The organism is Mycobacterium sp. UM_CSW, from assembly GCF_000455205.1.
Lineage (GTDB): Bacteria > Actinomycetota > Actinomycetes > Mycobacteriales > Mycobacteriaceae > Mycobacterium.
The window spans coordinates 27,381-43,864 of the sequence record NZ_AUWQ01000079.1; the positions used below are offsets into that span (position 1 = coordinate 27,381).

Genomic DNA, 16,484 nt, shown 5'->3' on the forward strand with positions numbered 1-16,484 from the left:
TGTTGCCATTTCGGTTGTCCTTTCGGTTGCCATAGTCGAGCCCTTACGATTTGAAGCCGGCCGGCGGTGGCGGCAGGGGTTGCCCCTCGGCGGCGCCTGCGTAGACGAAGCCGTCGGGCCGCACGGCCACCACGGAAGTGCCCTTTTTGTGTAGCCAGCTGGTCAGGGTGCCGTCGCTGTCGACGATGGTGTCGGCGCGCGGAACGCTTCCCGGCGGGGTGACCTGCAAGACCGGCACGCCCGCTGCTCGCCAGTCCGGCCATTCGGCGGCGCGCCCGGTCTGGAGCACGGTCCAGCGGCCGCCGATCACGTCATCGAGGCGCACGCTGTCACCCTTTTCGTCGCGCACGTGCGGCTGGGGGACCAGCCAGCCGACGGCCCGGTTGCCGTTGCGGGCCAGCAGGCCTTCCCGGTAGTGCGCGTCGGGAATCCAGCGGTGGTTGCGCAGCCAGGTGAGGAAGCCCGGCACCTTGCTGGCGGTGCGGAAGATGTGATTGCGGGCCGCCGCGCGCAACCGGTTGCGCTGGATGATCAGCTTGCCGGTCTTGACCGCGCGGTTGGTCACCTCTTTGACGTGCGGCATCCGCTCGGCCTGGTAGGTGTCGAGCACGGATTCCGGCAGCGACCCGTTCAGCACGGCGCCGAGCTTCCAGCACAGGTTCGCCACGTCGCGCACACCGGCGCACATGCCCTGGCCGATCCATGGGGGCATCGCGTGGGCGGCGTCGCCGGCCAGGAAGACCCGGCCCACGCGCCAGCGGTCGGCGAAGCGGACGTGGTGGCTGTAGCAGGCGAAGCCGAGGATCTGCACGTTCTCCGGCGATATCCCCTGGCCCCGCAGCACGTTCCAGATGGCCTCCTCGTGCAGGAGGTCCTTTTCGTCCTCCTCGTCGCGCACCGGGAACTCCCAGCGGTGGTGTCCCAGCGGGGTGGGGCAGTCGACGGTGGGCCGTTCGGGGTTGCAGTGGAACCGAAGCCGGTCGTGGCCCGGCCATTCCTTGAGCACCTTGGTGTCGATGACGATCCAGCGCTCGCCGTAGGTGCGGCCGCCGAAACCGACACCCAGCTGCGCGCGCGTCGCGCTGGATCCGCCGTCGGCGGCGATCACGTAGGAGGCCCGGATCCGGCGGAACTCGTCGGCGTCGAGGTCGGCGAGCAGCAACTCGACGTGGTCGTCCTTCTGGACCAGCCGCAGGCATTCGTGCTTGAGCAGGATTGACACGTTGGGGAAGCGATCCACGCCGTCGCGGAGCACCTTTTCCAGCGCCGGCTGGTAGATGAACTGCTGCGGCGGGTGGCCGTTGCCGCGCGAGACCGGTAGCAGCTTGACGAACGGCACGCCATTGGCGTCGACGAAGTTGGCCCCGCGGCCGGGCTGCATGTCCGCGTTGAGGCGATCGGCCAGCCCGACCTGCTGCCAGATCCGAACGACTTCCTCGTCGGTCGAGATGGCGCGCGCTCGCGCGTAGATGTCGGGGTCGCGTTCCACGACGACGACGTTGAGGCCCAATTGGCCCAACAGGTTGGCCGCGGTGCAGCCGACCGGGCCGTAGCCGACGATCGCCACGTCATAGGTTTTTTGGTCTTTCATTTCCGGCCCCTTCGCCAGGCTTGTTAATGTAGCGATCCATACAGTAAGCTTTTGTACCGTGAGCGTCAACACCCAAAAAGGAGGGAACGTGACGGCAGAACCCGAAAAGGCGGGCGCGACCGGACCTCGCGACCGCAGGCGCACCCGGGCCAACGGGGAACAGTCGCGCGAGCGGATTCTCGATGCGGCGACCGAGGTCGCCACCGAACGCGGCTACGAAGGAACCACCATCTCCCTGGTCAGCAAGAAGAGCGGCCTGCCGCCGACGTCCATTTACTGGCACTTCGCCGACAAGGACGACCTGATCGCCGCCGTCATCGAGCGAAGTTTCGCCCGCTGGCTGGCCGCGCTGGACCTGCCGGGCGGCGAAATGGCCGCGGAGCGGGTGAACGAGCTCGGGATGCAGGTGGCCAAGGCGCTGCTGGATGCCCCCGACTTCCTCCGGCTGGGCCTGATGCTGGCGCTGGAGCGCCGCCCGGTCGAGCCGCGCGCCAGGGCGATGTTCCTCGAGGTTCGCGACCGCGCGTTTCACCGGTTCGAGGCGGTCGTGCGCGACCTTGCCCCCGAGCTCGACGACGAAGGCGTGCGCCTGCTCACCACCTATGCGATCGCCGGCGCCGACGGCCTGTTCATCGCCAAGGAGGTCGGCGGCGACTCGGTCGACTTGCTCAAGCTGTTCGACCTGCATGTGCGCCTGGTCTTCCAGGCGGCAGCGAAGCTTTTGGAGTCCGGAGAACCGACATGATCGATGTGACCGCACGGGACCCGCAGCTCGACGACGCCGCGAGGCGGCTGTATGCGGCACAGCTGGGCAGCAGTCCCATCCCGCCGCTGACCGAGACCTATCCGAATCTCGGCGTGGCGCAAGCCTATTCGGTACAGCGGCGCAACTTGGCCCGTCACCTGGCTGATGGCGCGCTGCTGTGCGGCCACAAGATCGGGCTGACCTCCGCGCCGATGCAAAGCCTGCTGGGTGTCAGCGAGCCCGACTTCGGCTACGTCCTCGACAGCATGGTGCTGTCCGACGGGACTTCGGTGCCGCGTGCTGCGTTCTGTGCGCCGCGGGTGGAACCCGAAGTGGCGTTTCTCCTGCGGGCGCCGCTGCGCGGTCCGGGGATGACCGTCGCCGAGGTGATGGCGGCCACCGAAGCGGTGGCCGCGGCGCTGGAGATCGTCGACAGCCGCATCGCCGACTGGCGGATCACGCTGGCGGACACCATTGCCGACAACGCCAGCTCCGGTGCGGTGGTGCTCGGCGAGTGGGTACCGATCTCCGACGCGCCGCCGCTGTCCGGCACCACCGCGGCGCTCTACCTGAACGACGCGCTGGTCGAAACGGGGGAGGGCACCGCCGTCATGGGCGATCCGGCCGTCGCCGTCGCGTGGCTGGCGAACGCCTTGGCCGAGTACGGAACCGGGATCGACGCGGGGCAGTTCGTGATGTCCGGCTCTTACACCGGGGCCGCGTTTGTCGGGGCGGGCGACCGCGCGGCGGCCACGATCACCGCCCTGGGCGCCGTCAGCGTCACGTTCGAGTAGAGGAGAAACCCATGGCCAGTCAACAATTCCCGGTGGCGATCATCGGGTCCGGCAACATCGGCACGGACCTGATGCTCAAGATCCTGCGCGGTGGCGGACCGCTGACGATGGCGGCGTTGATCGGCATCGACCCGGCCTCCGACGGGCTGGCGCGGGCGAAGCGGGCCGGCGTGCCGACATCCGCGCAGGGCGTCGACGGGCTGCTGGCGATGCCGGGCTTCGACCAGATCCGGTTGGTGTTCGACGCCACGTCCGCCGAGGCTCACGTCAAGCACTGGGAGGCCCTGCGCCACACCGGTGTACGTGTGCTCGACCTGACTCCCGCCGCCATCGGCCCGTTCTGTGTGCCGGTGGTCAACCTGGAGGACCACATCGACGAGCCCAACCTGAACATGGTGACCTGTGGCGGGCAGGCCACCGTCCCGATTGTGGACGCGGTCAACCAGGTGGCGCCGGTGGCCTACGCCGAGATCGTGTCAGCGATCTCGTCGAAGTCCGCCGGCCCGGGCACCCGGGCCAACATCGACGAGTTCACCGAGACCACGGCGACCGCGCTGAGGGTCGTCGGCGGGGCGCAGCGCGGCAAAGCGGTGATCGTCCTCAACCCGGCCGATCCGCCGGTCATCATGCGCAACACGGTGTACTGCCTGGTGGAAGGCGACTGCGACCAAACCGCCGTCGAGGCGTCCATCGCGGCGATGATCGAGCGGGTCCAGGACTATGTTCCCGGTTATCGGCTCAAGCAGCCGGTGCAGTTCGAGACCTTCGGTCCCGACAAGCCGCTACACATTCCCGAGACCGGGAAGTTCATCGGCACCAGGGTCACCACGCTGCTGCAGGTGACGGGCGCCGCGGATTACCTTCCCGCGTACGCCGGCAACCTCGACATCATGACCTCCGCGGCGCTGGCGACCGCCAAAAGCATTGCCGCACACGAGATGACGAACGTAGGAGTGTAACCATGGCCGAGCAGCTCTATATCAGCGACGTCACGCTGCGGGACGGGATGCACGCGGTTCGCCACCAATACACGCTGCGGCAGGTCGCCGACATTGCCGCGGCGTTGGACGCCGCGGGCGTCGATTCGATCGAGGTCGCTCATGGCGACGGGCTGGGCGGCTCAAGCTGCGTTTACGGCTTCGGCGGCCACACCGACCTGGAGTGGATCGAGGCGGTCGCCGGCGTGGTGCGCCGGGCGAAGATCGCGACCCTGATCCTGCCGGGAATCGGCACGATCCGGGACCTGGCCGCGGCACATCGGGCCGGGGCCGGCGTGGTGCGGGTCGCCACCCACTGCACCGAGGCCGACATCTCCGCACACCACATCGCCGCGGCCCGCGAGATGGGCATGGACACCGTCGGATTCCTGATGATGAGCCACCTGACCACTCCCCAGGGGCTGGCCGAGCAGGCCAAGTTGATGGAGGGCTTCGGGGCCGGCTGCGTCTACGTCGTCGACTCCGGCGGCGCCATGACCATGCGCGACGTCGCCGAGCGGGTCGACGCGGTGCGCCAAAACCTTTGTCCGGAAACCGAAATCGGCATCCACGCCCACCACAACCTGTCGTTGGGCGTGGCCAACTCGATGGTCGCCGTCGAACACGGGTGTCATCGCGTCGACGCGTCCCTGGCCGGCATGGGTGCCGGCGCGGGCAACGCCCCGCTGGAGGTTTTCATCGCGGCCGCCACCCGCATGGGCTGGGAGCACGGCTGCGATCTCAATGCCCTTGAGGATGCCGCCGATGACCTCGTCCGCCCTCTGCAGGAACGTCCGGTGCGCGTCGATCGCGAGACGCTGACGCTCGGCTACGCCGGGGTGTACTCCAGCTTCCTGCGCCATGCGGAGGCGGCGGCGGAGCGGTTCGGTGTCGACGCGCGAACGCTGCTGGTCGAGGCCGGGCGTCGCGGGATGGTCGGCGGCCAGGAAGACATGCTCGTCGACATCGCCCTGGACCTGTCGGGCGCGGCGCCGCGCTGACCGTTTCCCGAGGGTATTCGGCGCAGCTCACGCCTCGTCGAGCACCGGGAACAGCAGCTGTTGCATGAGTAGCTGCACGGCCGCCGCGAGCGGGATCGCCACCAACGCCCCGACCACGCCCAGCCACGCCGCGCCGAGGAGCACGGCGACCACGGTAACGCCGGCCGGCACTCGCACCGCACGGCCGATGATTTTGGGCGTCAACAGATAATCCTCACCCAACCGGAAGCCCATGTAGAAGAGAACGGTCACGATGGCGACGGGGATCGAGACGCTCAGCGCGACCGCGGCGACGATGAATCCGCCCACTGTCGAACCGTAGGGGAAGAGGTCCAAGACGGCCACCACTACGCCAAGCAGCACCGCGTATGGGACGTCGAGAACGAGACACCACACAAAGGTGGCGGCCCCCGCAATCACCGAAGTCAGCACGTTCCCAAACAGATACGCACCAAACTTGGCCACCACCTCGTCACCGATCAGAATGGCGCGCGGCCGGCGAGAGTTGGGCATGAGACGGTAGAAGCCGGCGCGGATGCGGCGCATGTCGGCGAGGAAGTAAACGGTAAGCATTGCCACGATGCCGACGTGCGACATGACGCCGAACACCTCCGACCCGGTCCGGACGATCCCCGCGACGGTGAACCGGCCGGACCCGTTGACCAGGTCGGTGATTCGCTGTTGCAGGTGGACGCGTTCGTTGATCCTGCCTATCAGGGACGAACGGTCCTGGGCGTGCTGCAGGTAATGCGGCAGTTGGTCGACGAGCTGACGCGCCTCTTGCACCAGCGGGGGAATGGTCGCGGCCAATGTGCCGGCGATGAGGGCGAACACGGCCGTCAGCACGATCGTGACCGCCGCCCAGCGCGGCACCCTGCGGTTGACGAGCCACGACACGGCGGTCTCGAGTCCCAGTGCGAAAAACATCGCCACGCCGATCAACACCAGCACCGACGACATTGACCCGAGGACGAGCACCGCGCCATACGTCACGGCCACGCCGGCTGACGCGGTCAGCCCCACAACGAACGGGGAGCGCCGGTTGAACGGCTGCCCGCGCCGGCCGAGTTGATGTGCGTCGGAACGCAGTTGCGCGGCGCGCTGTTCGGCGTCGACGATCGGTCCTTCGTCGGCGCCGTGTGGGCGACCCACCAACCGGTGATGGCCCCGATCGGCAAGGTCTTGTTGTGGCTCCGGGTTGTCAACCACGTGCATGCCCCGTTCATCGACCCGAGCCGGGCAGCTCCTGGCCCGACGTCTTTACAGCGTGACGGGCGCAGGGCTCATCCGGTCGCAATGACACGCGCCTACCGGCAGGCACGGGCGTTCGGAGCGCTCCTGTCGCCGTTCGGCCGAAGCGGTTGCCAGACAGACGCTTCCGACCGCGGCGATTCACCGCGGATCAGGGACTTTGTGCCCTAGGTGCGCGGCCCGCAAAGCCGCACGATTTTGGATGCGGATACCACAACGCGTTAAGGAGCGTGCCATGACCGCAGTGCAGACACCGGAAATATTTCGTGATTTGTGGAAGACGGTCCTGGCGTCCGGGGTGATGGCCCTGGCGCTGGGCGTGGTGGTGCTGATCTGGCCCGGAAAATCAATCCTCGTAGCGGCGGTGTTGTTCGGCGCGTATCTGGTGGTCTCGGGCATTGCGCAGGTCGCTTTCGCGCTGACGTTCGATGTGCCGGCCGCCAGCCGGGTGCTGTACTTCATCTCCGGAGCGCTCTCGGTCGTCCTGGGCGTGCTGGCTTTCCGGCATTTCGGCGGCGGCTACGCGGTTCTGCTGCTGGCGATCTGGATCGGCGTCGGCTTCATCTTCCAAGGCGTCACGGAGGCGGTGCTGGCGATAAGCCATCCGGAGCTGCCGGAGCGGCCATGGCACACCTTCCTTGGGATCCTCACAACCATCGCAGGCATGGTCATAATCACCTGGCCTTTCGACAGCATCGTCATGCTTGCGCTCGTCACCGGGGCGTGGCTGGTGGTCATCGGAATCTGTCAAATCGTCTGGGCATTGCGGGCCCGCAGGACCGCCGACCACGCGGTGCAAGGAATGGGGCGTCTGGCCGGTGCCGCCAGCTGAGGTCGGCATGCCCGATTTGATCGCACCCATTCGCGAAATCATCGAAAAGCACCGCGCGGTGCAGGATGTCGACGATTCGGGGGTGTCCTGCAGTTGCGGAGCGCAAGGGTTATCCGATCACTCGGGGCATGTTGCCGAGCGGATCCTCGATCGGTTGCGGCTCAAGCCCGAAGCCATCGATGACGCCAAGAAGAAGATCCGCTATGCGACGGCGTGGCTGGATTGGGAGCTGACCATAGCCGAGGGCGCACAATGCTGATCAGTCTCTGTCGTTGTCCATAACAAATCCATACCCTCCGAGCACCCGCGCTTGAGGGCGTCGCACGCCACTTCGTAGCGCGGGCCGGTGGTCGCGCTGTTAACATGCTGCCCTACACGAGAAGAGAGGCGGCGTGACCGTGCGGTGGTTGCGGGGGTTGGGGCTGGTCGGTGCCGTCGTCATTGCCGCGGTGGGCTTGGCGAGTCCGGTGTGGGCAAATCCGGGTGTGGAGCCGGGCATCAAAGTCGAAGACGAAAGCAGCAGGTGCACAGCGGGTTTCGCCGCCCAAGGCAACGACGGCAGCTATTACCTGATGACCAGCGGGCACTGCGACGCCCACGACGGCTCGGCGTGGACCTACGGCGATAATGTGCCGCTGGGCCGGATCACGGCCAGCGAGCACGAAGCCGACACGAGGGACGCCGCGATCATCCGCCTTGATCCGAGCGTCGGCACGCCGGTCGGCCACGTCGGTGGCCGGTATGTGGTCCGGGATGTGCTGAGCGCGAACCAGATTCAGGTCGGCATGCCGTTCTGCAAGATCGGCGCTGTCACCGGTGAGACGTGCGGCGCCGTCAAGGGCATCGAGGGCGACGTCGTCGAAGCTAGCGTGTACAGCCTCAACGGCGACAGCGGCAGCCCGGGCTTCGTGAAGAACCCGGACGGCACCGTCAGCGCCGTCGGCCTGTTGATGTCGTCGCCCGATGACGACGATTACACGACGTACTTCGCACTCGTGAATCCACTGCTCGGCAGGTGGGGCTTGCACGTACTGCCTTGAGGCCGCGGCCCTGAGAACTGGCGTTTGCAATTTGCGGGATCGGGTATCCGCCGGAGCGGCGTTTGTCAGCGTCCGTCTATTGGAGCCTGTCAACGAAATGGTACGAACCAGCGACACCAAGGAGATCAGTAGTGAAGCGTGGGATCGTGGTCGGGGTAGCGGGAGTGGCCGTTGTGGTCGCGGCGTGCGCCGGCTGTTCGAGTAACAAGTCCAGCACGGGAACGTCATCGAGTTCCGCGCCGGCGGCGGCCGGACCTCAGGTAGTCGTCGACGGCCAAAACCAGAACGTCAGCGGCCAAGTCACGTGCAACTCGGCTAACGGCGTCACCACCATCGGCATCGGCGACCCGACGGCCGGAGTCGGGGCGGTGGTCAGCAACGACAATCCGCCGATCGTCCATTCGGTCGGACTGGGCAGCGTCAACGGGATTGCGCTCGGTTTCTCCGACGCCGCCCCCAACCAAGCGAGCAACGCAGGGGCTGCCGTCAATGGCAGGTCCTACGCCATCAAGGGCACCGCGACCGGCACGGATATGAGCAATCCGCAGCAGCCGAAGACGGTGACCAAGCCATTCGAACTGGACGTGACCTGCCCGTAGCGCAGGCGATCTACACCCACCAGAGGGGACGCACTGAAATGTCTATGAAACGTATCGTCAGCGCGGCGGCGGTCGCGGCGGGACTGAGCATCTCCGCCCTGAACCCGGGGTTCGCCAGCTCGGCGCCGCTGGACCCGCCACCGCCGTGCCCGAACTGCCACGGCGGCGGCGGCGGTGGTGGCGGCGGCGGAGCGACGCAGGCCCCGCAGAACCCGCCGCAGACCCATGAGCCAAGCACCCAAAGCCAGCCGCCGGCCACCCAAAGCCAGCCGCCGGCGACGCACTCGACGCAGCCGCCGGCCACCGAGAGCACGCAGCCGCCGGCGACCCACTCCAGCGAGCCGCCCGCGACCGAAAGCACGCACCCGTCGTGGACCCGAGGCAGCGAGCCGTCGAGTCCGGCAACCACCCAGCCGGGCGGGCAGACGACGGCGCCGGGCGCACAAACCACCGCGCCCGCGAGCGGGCAAACCACCCCGCCGTCCGGCCGGGAGGCGCGCCCGGCGCTCAACCCGCCGAGCACGCAGCCGCCCCACCCGGCCTACGTCCCGCGCCGCGATCTGGTCACGGCGAGCGCGGAAATCGGCGGCCCGGCGGGGGATGTCCAATTCAGCGTCGTAGGCCGCGGCGCGCCGCCTCCGCCGCCGGAGCGCGGGTGGGGCTGGAACGACGGCCCGGCCCCGCACCACGCCCCGCCCGGCTGGTATGGCCCGCCGCCCCCCGGCGGATGGGACGGCCCGCCGCCTCCCGGCGGGTGGAACCGCCCGTGGGACGGCCCGCCGCGCGACGTGGTCTACGCCCGGTCCGACTTCGGCCCGTTCGAGTACAACACCTTCACCGTCTTCCCCGTCTTCAACTGGTACTACGGCGGTTGGGGTTACTGGTTCTTCGGCGTCTGGGTTCCGTTGTACTGACGCCTCGCAGGCCCGCAGAGACAGACGAGAAGCCGCCCCGGCCCGCGCCGGGGCGGCTTTTTTGTTGCTGACCTTTCCCCGCGACTCGTGTACGCGTAGAGCATGCACACGACGGACAGCCAATTCGTCAGGCTCGGTCGCGATGGCGGCTCGGCCACCATCGAGTTGATCAACTCCGAGCCGCTGAACATCGTCGGCACCGCCGCCATCGAGGCGCTGACCGAGGCGTTCGGCGCCGTCGGCCAGGACGGCGACGCGCGGGTCGTCGTGTTGCGCGGAGCGGGCGAGAGGGCGTTCATCGGCGGAGCCGACATCAACGAGATGGTCACCCTCGACCGGTCCAGCGCCGAAGTGTTCATCCGCCGGCTCGCGGGGCTGTGCGAGGCCATCAGCGACTGCCCCGTTCCGGTCATCGCGAGGCTCGCGGGCTGGTGCCTCGGCGGCGGATTGGAGGTCGCGGCATCATGCGATCTGCGGATCGCGGAGTCGGGTGCCAAATTCGGGATGCCGGAGGTGGCGGTCGGCATCCCGTCGGTCATCCATGCGGCGTTGATCCCACGGCTGATCGGGGCCTCGCATGCGACCTGGCTGCTGCTCACGGGTGAAACGATCGACGCCGGCACGGCCGCCGCCTGGGGCCTGGTGCACGAGGTCGTCGCGGCCGACGCCCTCGACGCTCGCATCGCCGAGCTCGGCGCCAAGCTGAGCGGGTTCGGCCCGCAGGCGGTCCGGCAACAAAAGCGCCTCCTCAACAGCTGGTTCGACATGACCGTGCAGAGGGCCGTCGAGGACAGCGTCGAGCAGTTCGGGCGGGCGTTTCTGACCGGCGAGCCGCAACAGCACATGCGGGCGTTCCTCGCGCGCAAGGACGCTCGGCGGTAAGCCTTTCGCGTGCCGGCGATTGGTCGAAATCGGCCACACCTTCGCCCGTCGCGCTCCATGATGGCTAGTACTCAAAACCAAACCGGGGGGTTTAGGCGAATGTCATCTGTGCTCGTTCTGCCAGAAATATTGGAGACGGTCGCGGCCGATGTGGCGCGCATCGGTTCGGACGTGACCGCCGGCAATCTGGCCGCGGCCTTTCCGACTACCGAGCTGGCGGCGGCGGGCGGCGACGAGGTGTCGGCGGCCATCGCGGCGGTGTTCGGCGCGCACGCCCAGGACTATCAGGCGGCGGCGGCGCGGGCGACGACGTACTACGAGCAGTTCGTGCAGACGTTGACCGCGGCGTCGTCGTCGTACACGGCCACCGAGGCGGTCAACGCCGCCAGCCTTTCCAGCGAGCTGCAGGCGTTCCTCAACGCTCCGCTCAACACGATCACCGGGGCCTGGGCCAACAGCCCGTTCGGAAGCGCGATCGACCAGGCGCTGTTCGGCACCGGGGGCAACCAGCAGTCGATCGTCATCGACTTCGTGCGGCACGGGCAGTCAGTTGGCAACGCCGCCAACCTGATTGACACGGCCGTGCCCGGATTGCCCCTCACGCCGCTGGGCATGCAACAGGCGACGGCCATCGGCACCGCGCTCGGGGCGCAAGGTAACTTCGCGGGGGTTTTCGAGTCGCAGCTGACCAGGGTCCAGCAGACCGCGTTCTTCGCCGGCATGAACAACGTGCCAATATTGGCCGGGCTCAACGAGATCAGTGCGGGCGTGTTCGACGGCGCACCGGACATCAGCCCCCAGGGCCTGCTGTATTTGGTTGCGCCGCTGGCGTGGACGCTCGGATTCCCCATCGTGCCGATGCTCGGCCCTGGCTCGGCCCACATCAACGGGATCGTTTTCGACCAGGGGTTCACCCACGCGATGCAGACGATGTATGGCACCGCGATGACGAACCCCGTCGTGAACCCGGGTAACGGCCAAATCACCGACGTCGCGTTCTCCAGCGAGTTCGCGATCGAGGTCGGCACGCTGATGAACGTCAACAATCCCGATCCCTTGCTGATGCTCACCCACCCACTGCCCAACACCGGCGTCGTCGTGGTGCAGGGCAGTCCCCAGGGCGGTTGGTCGCTGGTCAGTTGGGACGGCGTGCCGGTGGGGCCGCCGACCTTGCCGACCAAGCTGTTCGTCGACGTGCGCGACCTGATCACGGCGCCGCAATTCGCGGCGTGGAACAGCTTGACGGCCCTTGGCACCGGCGATCCGGCGACGATCGTGGGCGCGGTGCAGAACGGTGTCGACGAGGTCGCCGCGGCCACGGTTCACTTCCCGGTCGCGGTGGGCCGCGACTTGATCCACGCCGTGACCAACACCAGCGTCAGTGGGCTGACGGCCGAGCTGACCGGATTGCTCTAGCGACCGCGGCGGCGTAGCCAGACGGCGATAACGACGGCGGCTGCGAGGACCGCCACAGCGACTGCGGCGCGGCGTGATCGCACAGCGTCCGTCTCCACGCCGTGGTAGGCCGAGGGCTCGTCGGAAGCTTCGCTCCTCGACCGCTCGAGAGGTTGGGGAACGCTGACCGGCGGGGCGGCTGGCTGCGGCATGCTTGCGGGAGTACCCGACTCCTGCACCGGTGCCGGCGCGGGGACCGGCGCCGTGGCCGCCCCGGGCGGCGAGGGCTCCCGCCGATCCCGCCCCCGGCGCCGTCGCGGCGCCCAGACCTCGTCTCCCAGCTCGTCGGGAATCAGCCACATCAGCAGCGCGAGGTTGACCACCGCCAGAATCCCGTGCAGCAAGATGTCGGCGGAGTGGAAGCCCATCGGCGTCGGGACCCTGCGCGCCGTGGCGACACTGGTGAAGAACAACAACATCGTGTAGCCCACCGCGCTGACCGCGGTGACCGTCACCGCCGCGCGGCGATGCACGACGGCCGCAATGGCCACCACCCCGAACGCCAGCAGCAGGCCGCTGTGCGCCGGGGTCGACGTGAGGCCGAGAACGGGGGCGCCGGTGGGTCCGGCGTGCGGATGCATTGCCGCGGACACCAACCCGGCGATGCCGAACGCGCTCACCAGCACGCCCTCGATCAGCAGGAACCAACGCCCGCTGTGGAAGCGCCCCGGGTCCATGGGGACCCTGCGCAAACCCGACGTCATGCCGGGAACGTGACCCGCGGTAACCGGCATCGCGTGACCTCCAGACTGAAAAAACGCTCGAGCACCGGCTACCCGCTACCGGCCGGACTACTCCAGCGGTCCCTGCTCCTGGCATGGTTGCCCGCCCGGTTGGGTATCTATCCGGTCAGATCGGCGCACGTCCGGACTGTGTCGTTCATCGAGGAGGCATCATGTTGCACAGCGTTGTCCTTGCCGCGGCACAACAACCCGAAGCTGCGGGCATCATCCTCAAGGGGATCAAAGGCATCTTCGTCGCGATCGGAAGCATCATCGCCGCCATCGTGTGCGCTCTGATCGCCGGCATGAAGGGTCGCAGCGCCCTCGGTTGGGGCCTGCTCGGGCTGTTCTTCTCGATCCTGACGCTGATCGTCGTCATCGTCATCCCGTCGAAGAAGTCGTGATTACCAACCCCACTCGTCGTCGTCCAGTACATCCACCGTGAGGTCGTTGTCGGCGGCCCCTTGCGTCCCGTAGAGAAAGGTGATCAGGGTTCGGTCGTCGTCGAGGGGCTCGGTCGCGACGATGGTGGCGTGCCCGATCCTCATGCGGATCCTGTCTCCGGGCTTCAACTCGTCAACACGCCTAAGGGCCACGCTCAACCAGTGACGCCGAGAAGATTGCTCATGTTAGGTGTCGATGATTCGCCGAGCCGCCACCTCGGCGCAACTCCGACACGACCACGGGCCGGCCGAGGTCATACATAGCGGCGGAGCCGGCCCGTTGGGCGCGGTAATTTGCTGACAGGGGGGGTATTTCCCCGCTCGGTGTGGCAGCATTAACGCATCCACGGGTCGGGGGTTGTCGCGACACTGTGGGGTGCAAATGATAGTCAGGAAACCAATACAAGCTGGGTGGGCGCGTCGCCTGCTGATCGTCGTCAGCGCCCGCCAGATCGTTCGTTTCGTTGGGGCTGGCGCTGTCGCGACCTGCGCGGCGCTGCTGGGGACACCCGTCCCGTCCGCGTCCGCCCAACCATGCCCCGACATTGAGGTCGTGTTCGCCCGCGGTACCTACGAGCCACCGGGCGTTGGCGCGGTGGGACAGGCATTTGTCGACTCCCTGCGCGCGCAAGCCGGCAATCGGTCGATCGGGGTATACGGGGTTGACTACCCCGCGAGCGGCGATTTTCCTCCCGCCGGCGATTTGCAAGCCGCCTTGCCCTTCCTCAGCACCGTCATGAACGGGATCTACAACGCGAGGGACCACGTTGAGTCCACGGCGGCGAACTGCCCGAACACCAGGATGGTGATCGGCGGCTACTCCCAAGGCGCAGTCATCGCGGGTTTCCTCACCTCGGCTTCCGTACCGAAGGAAGTACCTGCTGAGTACATGCCGTACGTACCCAAGCCGATGCCGCCGCAGATCGCTAACCACGTCGCCGCAGTCGCACTGTTCGGAAAGCCCTCGGACCAGTTCCTGGGCAGCTACGGCGCGCCGCCCATCAGGATCGGCCCGCTCTACGCGCCCAAGACCATCGAGTTGTGCGTTCCCGGTGACGACATCTGCTCCGGCGTCCCCAACCCGCAGCCGGGACTCGCACACCTCATGTACAGCACGAACGGGATGACGAACGACGCCGCAGCATTCGCTGTGAGTCATCTCTAACAGCGCTGCCTGGGAATGGGACTGCTCGTATCCCGCCGTTAGCCGGCTGGATAGCTTTTGCAGGTGTTGGCCATCGTCACGAGAAGTCCGGCGTACTTGTTGACCTCGGCCGCCTGCTGCTGGATCAACTGCCGGCGCTGCTCAGCCCCCGAGTCGAGAAATGCATGTAGCCAGGTCTGCCTCTCCGGGGAAGTCGCATACTCCGCGCCACCGTCGGGCGAAGCCGCGTTCAGCGCCGCCGCCGCTTGCGGATAACTGCAGTTCGTGTTTATGAGGGGAGTCAGATCTGGGTCTGCGGACGCGACCCCGGCCCCGGTGGTCCATGCCAACGCCGAAGCGCAAACCACGACAACCAGTCTTGCCGGCGAGTGTTTGGCCATTTCGTGCGCCTTCCTACCGATGCACCATTAACCCGCTGCCCGACCACGAGCCGTCTTTCTTCGCGACGCTAGCAGCCTCGTCATTGCGCTAAAAGCTTCTGAAATCTGATCTCGAGGAATGAGGCCCTTGTCAGGATTGAGCAGACGACCGCTCGCTTACCAAGGCGGCCCAGCACGCATTATCTGTGGGCGTCTCACCGTAAGTGTCGTCAAATGAACTAGCGGAACGGTCAGTGTTGTTCAGCCGGTGCGGGCGGCGGTGGGCATGGCTTGCCGCCGCGTACTCCAATGACCGTTAATCCCGTGCTCGTGGTCACCGGTCCGACCGTCACGCCGCACGGCCAGTTGGATTGGAGGCCGGGATCATTCGGGTCCGGATCCACATAGTCAGCTTGGGCTACCCCGACGCTGAATGCCAGGGCGACTAGCGCCAGCCCAGCGGCGATGATTGGTGGTTTACGCATTTTCTTCACCTCTACCGGTGGAAAGGATGCCCTCGGAAGCCGCCATCATGACCGCCGCGGGCTGAGTAAGAGCGCGACGGGGCGGGCTTGGCGCGCGCCCCAAAACTCTTTACCCGCGTCCCCCCGCCAGTGAAACGGAACCAGACCCGGCTGATCGATGAGGCTGGGCGCCTCGGCTCGCAAGTCCGACGGCATCACCGCGTCGTAGAATCTTCATGGCTCATCGAGCCGACCCCGGCCGCGTTAGCTCAGTTGGTAGAGCGTCGCTCTTGTAAAGCGGATGTCGAGAGTTCGAGTCTCTCACGCGGCTCCAAGCAAGGAATCGCGGCAACGGTCGCTACTACCGGCGACTGCGGTACGCCGACGGCCGGTCTTATTGATGCTGTCCCTCAGCCAAGGAGGCTGGGTAAACCAGGGTGCCGGCCTAACGGGTCACTCGTCGCTCTCGATGATGCGCGTTGAGCGCACCGACCGAGACGACGACGGACGCCGCCGGCCCGGCAGCGGAATGCGGTCGGCGATGTTGCTCAACGGGTTGACCACCATGGTCAGGCCGACGACGGCGTCCTGCAGGGTCGCGATGGCCGGCTCCAGTGCCTCCATCCCCGGGGTCAGCCGCGCCAGGGTGTCGGCGACGTCGGCGAGCTGTTCCAGCGGACCGTTCCTGGCGGTGAGCTTGTCGACGAGGCCGCCCTCGGCGAGCAGCCGGTCCGCCAGCCCGTCCTCGGACAGCACCCGCTCGACCAGCCCGTTTTCGTCGAGCAACTGATCGGCGAGCCCGCCGGGCTGCAGCGCGCGCTGCAGCGCGCCGCCCTCCGCGGTCAGCCGGTCGAGCACGCCGCCCTCCGAGGTCAGCATGTCGACCACGCCGCCAGGTCGCAGCAACCGGTCCAACGGGCCGTCGGGCGCCACGGCGCGTCCCAGCGGCGCGTCGTCGTCCAGCAGCCGGGCCAGCCGGTTGGCGCGCACGATCGCCTCGTCGATCCCGAACATCGAAGCCATCGCGTAGGTCCCGGAGTCCCCGGCGTCGCCCAGCGCACGCTTCGCCACCCCCACCGCCGCGGTAGCGACGTTCAAGCCCGCGTCGGCCGCGGCCAGCCCGACCCGCGCGGGGGCCGTCGCGAGCGACACGATTCCCTTGGCGAAGTTCATGCCTTCAGAGTCTATTCGCGACACCCCTGCGGGAACCCAGTCGTTCCAAGCTCATACCATGATTCTTTGCAGGCTGT

The 16,484-nt window shown here is 67.4% G+C and carries 19 protein-coding genes and 1 tRNA gene; 14 read left to right on the top strand and 6 right to left on the bottom strand.

The genetic code is table 11. The features are described 5' to 3' along the window. Window positions 1-43 precede the first annotated feature (43 nt). A complete protein-coding gene (locus N415_RS23820; RefSeq protein ID WP_068187333.1) occupies window positions 44-1,591 on the bottom strand; it encodes a bifunctional 3-(3-hydroxy-phenyl)propionate/3-hydroxycinnamic acid hydroxylase in 1,548 nt (515 codons plus the stop codon). Between the two features lie 88 nt (window positions 1,592-1,679). Between N415_RS23820 and N415_RS23825 the strand changes: the two genes are divergently transcribed. Genes N415_RS23825 through dmpG form a run of 4 tightly spaced genes read left to right on the top strand, consistent with a single transcriptional unit; the run spans window position 1,680 to window position 5,108 of the window. Next, on the top strand, window positions 1,680-2,336 hold the full coding sequence (locus tag N415_RS23825) for a TetR/AcrR family transcriptional regulator (protein WP_068187334.1): 657 nt from the start codon (window positions 1,680-1,682) through the stop codon (window positions 2,334-2,336). Beyond that, window positions 2,333-3,130, top strand: a complete 798-nt coding sequence (locus N415_RS23830; protein ID WP_068187336.1) for a fumarylacetoacetate hydrolase family protein — start codon at window positions 2,333-2,335, stop codon at window positions 3,128-3,130. Before N415_RS23825 ends, N415_RS23830 begins: the two co-directional genes overlap by 4 nt. An 11-nt stretch (window positions 3,131-3,141) precedes the next feature. After that, the gene (locus N415_RS23835; protein ID WP_193376500.1) at window positions 3,142-4,089 is read left to right on the top strand and encodes an acetaldehyde dehydrogenase (acetylating); all 948 of its coding nucleotides are present in this window, start codon (window positions 3,142-3,144) and stop codon (window positions 4,087-4,089) included. 2 nt (window positions 4,090-4,091) lie between these two features. Then, window positions 4,092-5,108 (top strand): 4-hydroxy-2-oxovalerate aldolase, encoded by a 1,017-nt coding sequence (dmpG, locus tag N415_RS23840; RefSeq protein ID WP_068187338.1) that lies wholly within the window; start codon window positions 4,092-4,094, stop codon window positions 5,106-5,108. 27 nt (window positions 5,109-5,135) lie between these two features. Here dmpG and N415_RS23845 read toward each other — a convergent pair whose 3' ends face one another. Beyond that, entirely contained in the window at window positions 5,136-6,323 is a 1,188-nt protein-coding gene (locus tag N415_RS23845; RefSeq protein WP_081665466.1) for an AI-2E family transporter, read from the bottom strand. Window positions 6,324-6,594: 271 nt separating this feature from the next. Between N415_RS23845 and N415_RS23850 the strand changes: the two genes are divergently transcribed. The 7 genes from N415_RS23850 to N415_RS23880 all read left to right on the top strand — a co-directional run bounded on the left by N415_RS23850 (window position 6,595) and on the right by N415_RS23880 (window position 12,042). Then, window positions 6,595-7,191: an HdeD family acid-resistance protein gene (locus tag N415_RS23850; RefSeq protein ID WP_068187339.1), complete on the top strand. Its 597-nt coding sequence runs from the start codon at window positions 6,595-6,597 to the stop codon at window positions 7,189-7,191. A gap of 7 nt (window positions 7,192-7,198) precedes the next feature. Next, window positions 7,199-7,450, top strand: a complete 252-nt coding sequence (locus tag N415_RS23855; protein WP_068187341.1) for a hypothetical protein — start codon at window positions 7,199-7,201, stop codon at window positions 7,448-7,450. 133 nt (window positions 7,451-7,583) lie between these two features. After that, window positions 7,584-8,231, top strand: a complete 648-nt coding sequence (locus N415_RS23860; RefSeq protein WP_068187343.1) for a S1 family peptidase — start codon at window positions 7,584-7,586, stop codon at window positions 8,229-8,231. A 131-nt stretch (window positions 8,232-8,362) separates the two neighbouring features. After that, complete coding sequence (locus tag N415_RS23865) at window positions 8,363-8,830, top strand: lipoprotein LpqH (RefSeq protein WP_068187344.1); 468 nt, start codon at window positions 8,363-8,365, stop codon at window positions 8,828-8,830. A gap of 44 nt (window positions 8,831-8,874) precedes the next feature. Then, on the top strand, window positions 8,875-9,744 hold the full coding sequence (locus tag N415_RS32330; protein ID WP_068187346.1) for an MAP_0585 family protein: 870 nt from the start codon (window positions 8,875-8,877) through the stop codon (window positions 9,742-9,744). A gap of 102 nt (window positions 9,745-9,846) precedes the next feature. Next, window positions 9,847-10,626, top strand: a complete 780-nt coding sequence (locus N415_RS23875) for an enoyl-CoA hydratase (RefSeq protein ID WP_068187348.1) — start codon at window positions 9,847-9,849, stop codon at window positions 10,624-10,626. Window positions 10,627-10,725: 99 nt separating this feature from the next. After that, complete coding sequence (locus N415_RS23880; RefSeq protein ID WP_068187350.1) at window positions 10,726-12,042, top strand: PE domain-containing protein; 1,317 nt, start codon at window positions 10,726-10,728, stop codon at window positions 12,040-12,042. Here N415_RS23880 and N415_RS23885 read toward each other — a convergent pair. Continuing rightward, entirely contained in the window at window positions 12,039-12,785 is a 747-nt protein-coding gene (locus N415_RS23885) for a DUF4383 domain-containing protein (RefSeq protein ID WP_161630346.1), read from the bottom strand. The genes N415_RS23880 and N415_RS23885 overlap by 4 nt on opposite strands. Before the next feature lie 191 nt (window positions 12,786-12,976). Here N415_RS23885 and N415_RS23890 point away from each other — a divergent pair, with 191 nt between their 5' ends. Continuing rightward, window positions 12,977-13,207, top strand: a complete 231-nt coding sequence (locus N415_RS23890; protein ID WP_068130155.1) for a deoxyribodipyrimidine photolyase — start codon at window positions 12,977-12,979, stop codon at window positions 13,205-13,207. Here the strand turns inward: N415_RS23890 and N415_RS32335 are convergent, their stop codons facing one another. Then, window positions 13,208-13,351 (bottom strand): hypothetical protein, encoded by a 144-nt coding sequence (locus N415_RS32335; RefSeq protein WP_173817342.1) that lies wholly within the window; start codon window positions 13,349-13,351, stop codon window positions 13,208-13,210. It abuts the gene before it with no gap. Between the two features lie 277 nt (window positions 13,352-13,628). Here N415_RS32335 and N415_RS23900 point away from each other — a divergent pair, with 277 nt between their 5' ends. After that, entirely contained in the window at window positions 13,629-14,411 is a 783-nt protein-coding gene (locus N415_RS23900; RefSeq protein ID WP_081665469.1) for a cutinase family protein, read from the top strand. Window positions 14,412-14,449: 38 nt separating this feature from the next. Here N415_RS23900 and N415_RS23905 read toward each other — a convergent pair whose 3' ends face one another. Further along, complete coding sequence (locus N415_RS23905) at window positions 14,450-14,791, bottom strand: hemophore-related protein (protein ID WP_068187354.1); 342 nt, start codon at window positions 14,789-14,791, stop codon at window positions 14,450-14,452. Window positions 14,792-15,492: 701 nt separating this feature from the next. Here N415_RS23905 and N415_RS23910 point away from each other — a divergent pair. Continuing rightward, window positions 15,493-15,568 (top strand) — tRNA-Thr (locus tag N415_RS23910). A 119-nt stretch (window positions 15,569-15,687) separates the two neighbouring features. Here N415_RS23910 and N415_RS23915 read toward each other — a convergent pair. After that, the gene (locus tag N415_RS23915; RefSeq protein WP_068187356.1) at window positions 15,688-16,407 is read right to left on the bottom strand and encodes a hypothetical protein; all 720 of its coding nucleotides are present in this window, start codon (window positions 16,405-16,407) and stop codon (window positions 15,688-15,690) included. Between the last annotated feature and the right edge of the window lie 77 nt (window positions 16,408-16,484).